Below are 13305 nucleotides of genomic sequence, written 5' to 3'. Positions count from 1 at the left end.
AGGGGTAGCGCATTCAAGGGGGACTATTTCATGAAAGAACAATTTTTATTAAGCGGCGATCATCCGATCCTGAGCAATCATAAAGTCTTTGGTCAGGAACTGCTGCCCGGTCCGGCTTATGTCGACCTGATCTACCAAGCATTTCGGGATAACGGGTACGATTGGAGAGAGCTGGAGCTTTGCCATGTATCGATCTATCATCCCTTGACGGTGGGTCACGATTACGAGGTGCTGATCGATATTGTTGTGGAAGAGAAGGAAGCGGGATGCTGGAGCATTGTTGTAGAAGGCCGCGAATCGCGGGATGGAGCAGTCAACCCGGAGGCGAAACGATATGCCGATGCCCAAATGCGGAAGATTCAACCCGTTTCATTTGATAAGACGATCAATCTCGGGCAAGCCATAAATCAGGCGGAAGCTTCCGCTGATCTGGAGGAGGCCTATGCGCAGTTTCGTGCGCTGGGCCTCACTCATACCGGCATGATGAAAGCGGAAGGGCATACCTTCCAAACCTCAACAGGCGTGCTCATTGAGCTTGCATTGGATCGCAATTCGCGCGACAGCGCCGAAGACGTGCTGTTTCATCCCACCTTGTTAGATGCTAGCTGTGTAGGTGCCTCGCTATTGCTGCGAACGCTTGTCGGGGAAGAGCAACAATTGTTTCTGCCCTTATATTTTGAGTCCTTTCGTGCGGAGCAGCTCATTCAAGAGCGCTGCTATACACAGGTTCTCACTCCCAGTGTTCAACGAAAGAACGAATTGCTCAGCATGACGCTGGAGCTATTCGACAGCAAGGGCTGCAAAGTAGCAGAAATGAAAAACTACACGATGAAGCTGGTGAGGGCGGCATCCGGGATCGGTTCATCTGCCGTCTCCGGAGGTGGGGATGACCCGTCCGTCACAGAACCGGCGCCGGCTCCAGTCAAACAGGGACATGCTCTTAGCGGGGAGCGCACTCCAACCGTTCAGGCGGCCGTTTTTCTGGCTGGCATCTTGGCTGAGCGCTTGGATATGGCTGAAGCGGATCTCGATCAGAACGCGGGCTATTATGAGATGGGAATGGATTCCTCAGGCTTGCTGGAGATGGTTAAGAGAATTGAAGCGAAAGTAGGCGTAGTTCTTCCGCCAACGCTGCTTTTTGAATATACGACGATTGCAGATTTATCCGTTTACTTGGCCGAACACTACGCTTCTGTATTTGCGGATGAAAGCTTCGCACCGGTACCGGGCGATGGAATCAATGCCCCCCGATTGCAGCTTGATGAACATCCGGACAATAGGAAGAAACCTGCGGATTCCAGCAACCGCTCAGAAGCATCAACATCGCAAGAAGAGGATATTGCAATCATCGGAATGTCAGGCCGTTTTCCAGGGGCAAGCGATCTTCGCGAGTTTTGGCAAAATCTGAAGGACGGTAAAGACTGCATCAGCGAAATTCCCCCTTCACGATGGGATTGGAAACAGTTTGAAAACTTAAAGTCTCCTTCGGGCAAAGGGGTTTCCAGATGGGGCGGCTTCATTGACGACCCCGATTGCTTTGATGCGCCGTTCTTTCGCATATCGCCTCGCGAAGCGGAAATCATAGACCCACAGGAGCGGATTTTTCTTGAAACCTGCTGGGAGGCCATTGAAGATGCTGGATACCGTCCGTCCAGCCTCGTAACGCCAAGAGGACCGAACAAACGGAACCTTGTCGGCGTGTTCGCCGGTGTTATGCATAAGGATTATGCACTTCTCGGGTCGGAGCTTATGGCGCAAGGCGTGCTATTCCCGCTTTCTTTGAGTCACTCGTACGTGGCGAACCGGGTTTCCTACTCGCTTAATTTCCATGGCCCCAGTCTGGCAGTCGATACGCTGTGCTCCGCATCTCTGACAGCTGTCCACATGGCGGTAGAGAGCATCCGGCGAGGAGAATGTGAAGCTGCAATTGCGGGCGGTGTCAACTTGACGCTTCATCCTGGCAAATATAAAACGTTCGGCATGGCCAACATGCATTCGAGCGACGGTTATTGCCGTACGTTCGGTAAAGACGGCGACGGGTTTACATCCGGAGAAGGGATTGGCGCGGTCGTACTAAAACCGCTAAGTGCCGCTGTCAAGGATGGCGATCAGATATATGCCGTTATCAAAGGCAGTTCAATCAATCATGTAGGTGCGGTTAGCGGCATTACGGTGCCCAGTCCGGTTGCACAAGCTGAATTGATTGAAGACTGCCTGAATAAGGTTAATATTCATCCGAGAACGATCAGCTATCTGGAAGCACACGGCACAGGCACGTCGCTCGGCGATCCCATCGAAATCCAAGGACTGGTGAAAGCATATTCCCGCTACACGGATGACCGTCAATATTGCGCCATCGGTTCAGTCAAATCTAACGTCGGTCACGGTGAGTCCGCTGCCGGGGTTTGCGGGTTGATTAAGGTTGCGCTGCAGATGCATCATAAAACGTTAGTGCCGTCGTTGCATTCCGCCGAAACGAATCCTTATATCGATTTTGAGCAATCGCCATTCTACATCCAGAGGCAGTTAGAGCAATGGGAGCAGCCTCGGGTGATCGAAGCAGGAAAGGAAACGGTATACCCGAGAAGGGCAGGGATCAGCTCCTTTGGCGCCTACGGCTCAAATGCGCATGTCATCTTGGAGGAATGGGTACCGCAGCCTTCCTCCGCGAGCGGCGAGCCGTCTGCCGTCATTGTGCCGTTATCGGCCAAAAATGAAGATCGCTTGAAAGCGTATGCGGATCGGTTAGCGCGATTCCTTGGAGATGAGGCTGGATGCGTAGCTAGCGTTAAGGAAATGGAATCACAGAGCGGGCTGGCGGCCAATATTCTGCGAATGGTTTCAACTGTTCTGAAGGTGGATGAACAAGACATCGATTTCGATCAAGACTGGTCGGAATACGGCATGGAAACGGCACACCTGTCTGCTGTCCGGGAACAGCTGCTGCGGGAATATGAAATCGAGACTGACAGCATCGATTGGTATGAGATTCGATCGATCTCTGATGCCGCTGAATCGCTGCATCTGATTCTGAATCGGAATCGTCATGCGGAAGGCGGGGCATCTCAGGAGATGAGCTTGTCGTCCATTGCGTATACGCTTCAGACCGGACGCGAAGCAATGGAAGAGCGGGTTGTCTTTCTAGTCAGCAGCATTCGGGAACTGGTCGAGAAATTGAAAGCATATGCGGATGGGAAACCTTCCATCCCGAACTGCTGGAAAGGTCAGCTGAAGAAAAAGTCCAGCGTGTCGGCGGATGTGGCGAAGGCTGACGACCGTTGGTTTACAGAAGGAAAGATGGCTGAAATCGCACAGTCTTGGGCTCAGGGCAGCGATATTGAATGGGGACGACTTTACCGTACCGATAAACCGAGAAAAATGCATCTTCCGGCCTATCCCTTTGCGAAAAACAGATACTGGCTGCCGGTTGCGGCGAAACCGCAGGACAGCCTGCCAACAGCGGTACAGCAAGTAGGAAGCACAGCCAAAGCGGCAAGTCCGACCTCGCCTCAGGGAGAAAGCTCAGCCGTAATTCCGGCTTCGAACCGGAACGCGGAGAATAACGCTAACCAACGTATCGTGGAAGCTGACGCAGGTGTCGGTTCGCAGGATATGCTGCGGCAATTTACTCCGGTGTGGGATACTTTCGCCGTTGAGCCGGAAGGCGATTATTTCCCTGCCGTAACGGAACGGATCGCTGTATTTGGTCTCTGCAACGAACGTTTCGCGCAAATCCAAGCCCTATATCCGGGTTCCGTACATTTTGGTAATGACGAAGACGTGTCCGTGGCTGATATCAAGCGGAAGATTTCAGGCTTTGAGGATATCGGGCACTTTATATGGGTAGTTCGTGATCCTGCTGCTATAGACGGCGGTGTAGACGATGCGCTGATTACTGCTCACAATCAGATTACGCTTAGCTGCTTCCGGTTTATTCAAGCGTTGCTGCAATCCGGCTACGGTTCAAGGTCGGTCGGCCTCACGGTCATCACGACCCAGGCCCAAGCGGTATACAAGAAAGACAGCATAAAACCGGCACAGGCAGGCGTTCACGGACTGATCGGCTCGCTTGCTAAAGAATATCCAAACTGGATGATTCGTCTCATCGACTTGGAGTCGGATTCGAAATGGCCGGTGTCCGAGATGTTCCGGATTCCTGCAGACCGGAGGGGCGGGGCTGCGGTATACAGAGGGCGTGAGTGGCACCGTATGCAGCTGATTCCAACTATTCTTCCCGCTCCGAAGGCGCCAGTGTACCAGAATGGAGGCGTATATGTCGTCATCGGCGGCGCCGGCGGGATCGGCATGGTATGGTCGGAGTATATGATTCGTACCTATCAAGCGCAAATCGTATGGATTGGCCGCAGCCCGATGAATGACGCTATTCGAACCAAAATTCACAGTCTTTCAGATCGTGGTCCCAAGATTCGGTATTGGAGTGCAGACGCATCGGACATCCATTCGCTCTCGCAGGCTTATGCCGAGATTAAGCAGCACTTTGGCTCTGTAAACGGCATCGTCCATTCGGCAATGGTATTAAACGAGTACAGCTTGGCTGAAATGGATGAGGTTGCTTTTCAAGCCGCGCTCTCCGCTAAAGTTGACGTGAGCGTCAGGATGGCGCAGGTATTTCGCGAGGAACGGCTAGATTTCGTACTGTTCTTCTCATCGCTCATCAGCCTCATTAAGAATCCGCAGCAGGCTCATTATGCGGCCGGTTGTGTCTTTAAGGATGCTTTCGCGCACTTGCTGGCACAGCAGTGGTCTTGCAGCGTGAAAGTGCTGAACTGGGGATTCTGGTCAAGCGACAAGGTCGAGGATACGGAAAGTTACCGGATGCTGCAGGAGCTTGGAATTGGGCTGATCGAGCCGGAGGAAGGGATGCAGGCGATCGAGAGAGTGCTTGCCCAGCCGCAATTGCAGCTGGCCGTCATGAAAACGACGAAGCCAATCCCAGTCGAAAGCATGAATCCCAAAGAAGAAATGAAGGCTCTTGCTGCAGGGCAGCGGTCAGCTGAAGCAGGCAGAAGCCTGCCGGCCGCCTCTGAGCGACCCGATATCGGACAGCTGAAGCGTGAGAACGCGGAGAAGACGGATGAGATGAACGGACTTCTTGGAAGGCTGTTGTTCGTGCAGCTTCGGCAAACGGGGTTATTCGCTTCCGGAACGTTCGATCTGAAAAAGGCAATGGCTGTTGCAGGAATCGCCGAAGATATGTATGCCGAATGGCTGAGTCAGAGCGTTACTATTCTCGTAGAGCTCGGGCTGCTGTCCCGCAGCGGCCATCTTCTGTCGGTTACGGACACGGCAAAAACCGATCACGGGGCGGTATGGGAGCAGTGGGGGCAGCATACCGCTAAATGGCGGGAGGACGAGAAAACAAGAGCGCAAATCGTATTGGTGGAAACAACGCTGAAGTACTTGCCTGCTGTCCTTACAGGGAAATCTGTAGCGACCGACGTGCTCTTTCCGAACTCGTCAATGGAACTTGTAGAGGGGATTTACAAGAGCAATCCGGTAGCCGATTATTTCAACGATGTAGTGGCCGAGGCAGCCCTGTATGTTGTCAGACAGCGTGTACAGGAAAATCCGAAGGCGCAAATTCGTATTCTGGAAATCGGCGCGGGTACAGGCGGTACGTCTGCGGGCGTGCTTGCCAAGCTAGCTCTCTATAAGACCCATATTGCGGAATACTGCTATACCGATCTATCCAAAATGTTCCTGCTCCATGCGCGGAAGGAATACGGCCCTAGCTATCCGTTCCTGACGTACCGCACGTTCAACGTAGAGCAAGCTCTTGCGCAGCAAGGCGTTGATGCCGGTCAGTATGATCTGGTCATAGCCGCGAACGTCCTTCATGCTACGCGTAACATGCGGACGACGGTTCGCAACGCCAAAGCGGCATTGAAGCCCGGAGGATGGCTACTTTTAAATGAAATTAGCAACGGCGCCCTATTTACCCATCTTACGTTCGGACTGCTGGAAGGCTGGTGGCTGTATGACGATCCCGGCATTCGGATTCCGGGCAGTCCAGCGCTCTCACCTGAAAGCTGGCAGCAGCTGCTTGAGAGAGAAGGCTTCGGTGCGATCGGCTTCCTAGCCCAGGATCATCACGACCTGGGACAGCAAATCGTTGCGGCACAAAGCGATGGAATCATCAGACAGCCTAGATGGGAACAAAGGAAAGGAATAAGCGCTCAGCAGTCTGTAAGTCAATCCGTTTCAACATTGACGAAAGAGCGGAATGATGCAGCACATACGGATTCCAGAAGCGAAAGCGAAGACAGCTTATTTTCCTTGAATGAGCAGATGCTCCAGGGTGAAATCAAATCGTTGATTGCCTCCCAGCTGGCGGAAACGCTGAAGCTGGATGCGTCATCGCTCGATATGGATGACTCTTTCGCAGACTACGGGCTTGATTCCATTTCCGGCGTGCATATCGTCAATACGCTTAACGAACGTTTGCAGATTGAGATGAAGACAACCATTCTTTTTGACTACAGCTCGATCAATCAACTGGCCAGTTATTTGCTGTCTGCGCATAAAGAGGCTGTCGTGTCCGCGTTTAGCGACCGACTCGACGCCTTTTACGAGCAAGGCTCAATTCCTCTCGAAAGGGAGGAGCAGGCTGTCCATTTCGAATCCTTGCAAACGAAGGCGTCCGCGCAGCCGGACGAGGCCGCTGTATCCGTTCGGGCTACGGAAGCAGCAGTTAAAGAGCCCATCGCCATAATCGGTATGAGCGGCCGCTTTGCCAAATCGAACACGCTGGATGAATTGTGGGATCATTTGGCGCAAGGTCATGATCTTGTTGAAGAAGTTACCCGGTGGGATCTGTCGAAGTATGCACCCGAAGGCAAGCCTTACTGCAATCACGGCAGCTTCTTGGATGAGATCGATAAGTTCGATCCGTCCTTCTTTAATATTTCCGGACTCGAGGCTACCTATATGGATCCTCAGCAGCGCATGTTCCTAGAGGAATCATGGAAGGCGCTGGAGGATTCGGGTTATGCGGGCCAGAGTGTAGAGGGTCGTGCCTGCGGCGTGTATGTCGGCTACAATATTGGCGACTATGTGCACCATATCGGAGACAACTCGCCTCCGCAAGCGATGTGGGGGAATGCCCCATCCATTATTCCCGCAAGAATCGCCTATTATTTAAATCTGCAGGGGCCTGCTGTTACGGTTGATACCGCCTGCTCCAGCTCGCTTGTATCCATCCATCTTGCCTGCCAAGGCTTATGGACCGGAGAGACCGAAATGGCGCTGGCAGGGGGCGTGTTTGTCCAAACGACGCCAACGTTTTATATCAATTCCAACCGGGCCGGCATGCTGTCTCCTTCAGGCAAATGTCACACGTTCGATAATCGGGCGGACGGCTTTGTACCTGGCGAAGGGGTCGGTGTCGTCGTTCTGAAGCGGCTGAAGGATGCCATTGCCGACGGCGACCATATCCACGGGGTTATTAAGGGGTCGGGTATTAACCAGGACGGGACGACAAACGGCATTACCGCTCCAAGCGCCAATTCGCAGGAACGGCTGGAAAAGTCCGTCTATGAGCGTTTCGCCATTCATCCGGAGCAGATTCAAATGGTGGAGGCGCATGGCACCGGAACCCGTCTCGGCGATCCGATTGAGTTCGAAGCATTGAACAGTGCCTTCAGCCATTACACGGATAAAAAGCAGTTCTGCGCGATCGGAACCATAAAAACCAATATTGGTCATACAACCGCAGCTGCAGGTGTCGCGAGCGTTTTCAAAATTTTACTGTCGCTACGAAACCAGCAAATCCCGCCTTCCTTGCATTATGAGACGGGCAATGCGCATATCAAGTTTTCCAGCAGCCCGTTCTATGTCAATACGGAGAGTAAAGATTGGGCGGTTCCACCGGGCTCAAGGCGGATTGCGGCCACCAGCTCCTTCGGATTCAGCGGCACCAATGCGCATATGGTCATTGAGGAGGCTCCAGCTCCTTTGCGCATGCATGCATCGAGGCCGTTTTATCTCATTACGCTGTCAGCCCGCAGTCGGGAACAGCTGAGGCAGCAAGCCGAGCGGTTGTTGGAGCATTGCGAGCGGGTACCTGGCATTGACGCGGGAAACATCAGCTATACATTGCTGGTTGGACGCCGTCATATGAATCACCGGTTGGCGTGTATCGTCAAAGACGCTGAAGAGTTAAAACAGCTGCTCTCCAACTGGCTATCGCGCGGTAAAATGGCGCAAGTGTACGTATCCGAGTTAGCGGAAAACGACCTTCGCGAGCAGCAATCGTTAAAGCGGTTCGGCAATGCCGCGATCGAGAGCTGCCAGACGTGCACGAATCCAGGCTTGTATCTGGAGCATCTGTCCACGGCAGCCGAATTGTATGTTCAAGGCTATGCGCTGAATTACAGTCAGCTGTTTGCCGGCGACTCCTATTCGCGTGTTCCGCTTCCGACGTATCCGTTTGCCAAAGAGCGTTACTGGGTTTCGAATACTGACTATCCGCCGCAGGATCCACAAAGACGCGAACCTATGAAAGCGTCTAGCGAATCTTTGCCTCTGCACCTTCAGCGGGCTTCATTGAAGGACACTTCAGGCCTATTGTTTCAAACGGCTCTGACGGGGACGGAGTTTTTCTTGACGGATCATTCAGTTCGAGGTCGAAAGGTGCTGCCTGCCGTCACCTATCTGGAGATGGCGCGGGCGGCTGTGACGGCAGCATGCGAAAAAGGATCAGGTCCGCTAGCGTCCCCCGTCTTGCTGCGACATATCGGATGGGCGCAGCCAATCGTCGTGGAAGATCGTTCCGTCACGGTGAACATTCATCTACAGCGTAATTCCGAAGCGGACTTCTTCTTTGAAATTTATACGGAAGCATCGGGTCATCCGTCGGGAAGAACGGTTCACTGTCAAGGAACAGCGGCATTAGACGAATCCGTTCAAGTGCCACCTCTCGAATTGCTTGAAGAACTTCAGGCTAGATGTGACGTTGGACTGATCACCGGCGCCCAATGCTATGACATGCTTGCCCGTCTGGACATGGATTACGGACCTGGCCATCGTGCGATTGACCGAATCCAGGTCGGTAAAGGCGAACTGCTGGCCCGTTTGGAAATTGCGGCTTCCGTCTTGTCCACACTGGAGCATTATGTGCTTCATCCGGGCATGATCGATTCGGCGCTTCAAGCATCAATCGGAATGGCTCCATTACCTTTAGAGTCGGAGGAAGGAACTGGCTCGGAAGCAGCATTAAGGCCGGGGCTTCCTTATGCACTGGACCGTTTGGTGATTTTGGGTCCAAGTACAGCGGTCATGTGGGCATGGATTCGAAGAAGCTCCGGGAGCACGGCAACAGGGTCGATTCAAAAGCTTGATATCGACATCTATGATGAGCATGGAAAACACTGCGCGATGCTGAAAGGCCTCTCTTCCGACGGCATGACCTTCGATCCCGCAACGGAAGCGATGCAGAGCCAGCATGGCATTCAATCGCTATACGCTACCTTGGCAAGTGGGAAGCACCAAGTTGCGGTGACTAACATGGCTTTGAGCACAACGCCGCTCATGGAAGAGTTGGCGACAGCGCAGCAAGCTCCCGCGGCCGAGTGGCAATCAGATAGAGAGAACCGGCTCGGATCAGACAAGCTGTATGAGAGAACGATACACTACTTAAGAGAGACCCTGTCATCCTATATACGCATGCCGCTGCACCGCATGGATGCCAAGACCTCTTTCAGCAAGTTTGGCATTGACTCGATTATGGCGCTGCAGCTTACGGAACATCTTGAGAACGAATTAGGCTCGCTGCCGAAAACCTTGTTCTTCGAGTATGAAAATATACAAGCGCTGAGTGAATATCTTCTCGGTCATTATGAGAGTAAACTACGTCGGCTGCTTGCGCCCGAGCTTACACAAGTGATAACAAACGCAGCTTCACCAGTCTTAGCGGCTGCTCATTTATCCGTTACGCCAGCTCCAGCGGCGACAAAGCCAGCGTTAAAGCAAGTAACGCTGACCCGCGAGGAGATATCCGAGTGTCAACTTGCGTCCGATATCGCGATTATCGGATTGTCGGGCCGCTATCCGGGAGCGGACGATTTAGACCAGTTCTGGGACAATCTGAAGAGCGGGAAGGATTGTATTGAAGAAATACCCGCTGTTCGTTGGCAAAGCGGCAAGTATTATGATCCTGAGAAAGGCAAGCCGGGCAAGAGCTACTGTCAATGGGGCGGGTTTCTGAAAGATATCGATCAATTCGATCCGATCTTCTTCCAGCTCTCACCCCTGGAAGCTTCTTATATAAACCCGCAAGAGCGGCTGTTTCTCGAATCTGTATTGAACACGCTGGAGCAAGCCGGATATACAAGCCAGAGGCTTGAGCATGAGTACGGTAGCAAGGTTGGCGTGTATGCCGGTTGTATGAACAATCATTATCATTTGCTTAATAAGGACCCGTCGAAGGAGCCGCTTCTTGCTCTGTCCTCGTATAGCTCCGTCGCCAATCGGGTGTCCCATTTCTTTAATCTCAAAGGTCCGAGCATCGCTGTCGATACGATGTGCTCTTCCTCGGCGGTCGCGATCCATATGGCATGCGAAAGCTTGCGGAAGCGTGAATGCGAGCTAGCGATCGCCGGCGGCGTCAATCTTTCGCTTCATCCGCAAAAGTATGTCGGCTTAAGCATGTTGCGTTTGGCTGGCAGTCATCCCGGAAGCAGAAGCTTCGCGGACGGGGACGGTTATTTGCCATCGGAAGGAGTCGGTTCGGTCCTTTTAAAACCGCTGGTCAAAGCCATCGAGGATGGTGATTCCATATTAGCGGTGATTAAATCAACCGCTGTCAATCATGGCGGACAGACAAACGGCTACGGAGCGCCGAATCCGAATGCACAAGCCCAATTGATGGAAGAAAGCATGCGCCAGGCCGGCATAATACCAGAGTCGATCAGCTATATCGAGTGTGCGGCTAACGGGTCATCCATCGGCGATGCAATTGAAATGGCGGCGATGAACAAGGTGTACCGCAATCATTTCGGTACGAAGCGTGCTCTGCCGATTGGGTCCGTCAAATCCAACATCGGGCATGGGGAAGCTGCCTCGGGCATCGCCCAATTAACAAAAGTCGTTCTTCAGTTAAAGCATCGCCAGCTTGTTCCGACAATCGGCTCGGACACAGACTTGAATCCGAATTTACGCCTTGAGGAAACGAATTTCCGTATTCAGCGGCATTTAGAGGAGTGGCAACAGACGGAAAATGAAGCGCCACATGGCGGGAAATTCCCGCTTCGCGCGGCGATCAGCTCCTTTGGTGCCGGCGGTACGAATGCTCATCTGATTGTCGAGGAATATGTGCCGCCTGCTGAAGAGCCGTCTGTACAGGAAACAGGAAATCAATTATTGATCCTCTCGGCCAAAAGCCGGGAACGTCTGAAGGAAGCCGTGTACCATGTACGTCAGTATGTGAAGCGGAACGAGGAGCTTTCGCTGAACGATTTGGCCTATACGCTGCAGGTCGGTCGTGAATCCATGGACTTCCGCCTTGCCGTAACAGCGAGCAACAGGGAAGAATTGATGGCCGCGCTCTCGTACTATCTGGATGATACCGGCAGTTCGGATAGTCCGCTTTCCGGGAGTTTCGGGTTATACGAAGGAAATGCGGGAGGACCTTCAGATGATATGCTCAGGCTCCTTTCTGGTAAGAATGGCCAGATGTATTTGAAGCACTTGATGGATGAACTTGATGTCGAGAAGCTTGCCATCTACTGGTCAAAGGGCGGCGATATGGACTGGAGGGAATTGTATCGCAGCCGAAGAAAGGGGAGAATCGTACCATTGCTCACTTACCCGTTCGTCAAGCAGCGCTGTTGGCTTGAAATCCAACCGGAAGCGGGCTTAGAGCGGATGGAAGCTGAGATGAGCAAGAACGATGAGATGAGCGTACAAAAGGCTCAGCTTGCCATGAAAGGGAATGATGCAAAGACAATCGTCTTAAACAGCGTCGCTCAACTTCTCGGCATGATGCCGACAGAGATTCAATTGGACAAGCGATTGATGTATTACGGATTGAGTTCGCTTCATCTCGCGCAATTGCTTGCAGGCCTACAGAAAGTGGCTGCTCCGTCGATGGAGCTCCCCGATCTGTTGACTTGCGAAACGATTCAAGACTTGATCGACAAGGTGCAAGCGAACTTCCCGCCGGAAATCGATGATCTTCATGTTGACGGCTCTTTTTTGGAGGAGAACTTCAATCAGCAGATCATTCAGCTAAATTCTATTACGGATGGAAGGCCGGTATTTTGGATTCATGGCGCATCCGGAGGCGTGGAAGTATATCGTTCTTTGGCGGCGTATGCGGAAAGACCGTTCTACGGTATCCAATCGTTCAGCGGTACCGGCGATGAAGCACCTGAGGGCATAGTAGCTATTTCTTCCCAATATGTCCGACTCATCCAAGCGATTCAGCCGGAGGGCCCTTATGATCTTGGCGGATATTCGCTCGGCGGTATGTTGGCCTACGAAATGACGCGTCAGCTGCAGGAAGCGGGGGAGACCGTATCGTCTTTGGTCATGCTGGACACGATGTTTAGCCCAGAGATCCATAGAACGACCCTCGATCAGAATTCTATAGCCCTGCAAACCGTTAACATGGCGTTGGCAGCCATCCATGGCATTGTCTCCACTGATGAGAAAGGTAATCTCATTCATAGGGATGAGATTGACTGCGACAACGGATTCGATGTATTCTTTGAACGCCTAACCGAGCTAGCCGAGCATAGAGGACTGGATATTCCTAAGCGGCTGCTGGAGAAGCAATTTGAGCGTCAGTTTTCCATGCAGCAGCGCTACAGGTTGATAGACTATAAACCCCTGCCTCTGCCTGATGAGGTGACTTGCTATTACTTCCGAAACCAGAGTGGGGTGTTCATGGGACCATGGGAACCTTATTTAACGGCTAAAGAAGGAACTGTTCCATTCGACCATCTGCCTTACTGGGAGGAATGGGTTCGACAGATCCCGCAGGCGTACGTGATGGACGTTGAAGCCTCGACACATATGACAATGCTCGAAGACGAAGCCTCAAGGCAAACGATTTATGCGTTCTGCGAGAAACTTTATGACAAGCGGCCGCTTTCGGCACGGTTTTTTCAATCTTTCTATAAGCAGCACGCCATGCTCGTATAATACAACTGACAAAAGCGAGGTACGCAGATGCGTATCTCGCTTTTTTTGTTGTACGCAGCCAAGAGCAAGGGTGTCCATCGTTAGGTGGAATCTGAAGAAAGCCAAGGTACACAAACCCAATTTGAGGCTAGGATAGCTGGA

The 13305-nt window shown here is 52.5% G+C and carries 1 protein-coding gene; it reads left to right on the top strand.

What is annotated here, in order from left to right:
• Positions 1-30 precede the first annotated feature (30 nt).
• Positions 31-13164, top strand: coding sequence for an SDR family NAD(P)-dependent oxidoreductase (locus HP570_RS05270; protein ID WP_173625088.1), 13134 nt, complete (start codon positions 31-33; stop codon positions 13162-13164).
• Positions 13165-13305 lie beyond the last annotated feature (141 nt).

Origin of the sequence: Brevibacillus sp. RS1.1, assembly GCF_013284365.1 — a bacterium.
Taxonomy (GTDB): domain Bacteria; phylum Bacillota; class Bacilli; order Brevibacillales; family Brevibacillaceae; genus Brevibacillus; species Brevibacillus brevis_D.
Note: the sequence above shows the minus strand (reverse complement) of the source record. Positions and strands in the feature narration are given on the sequence as shown.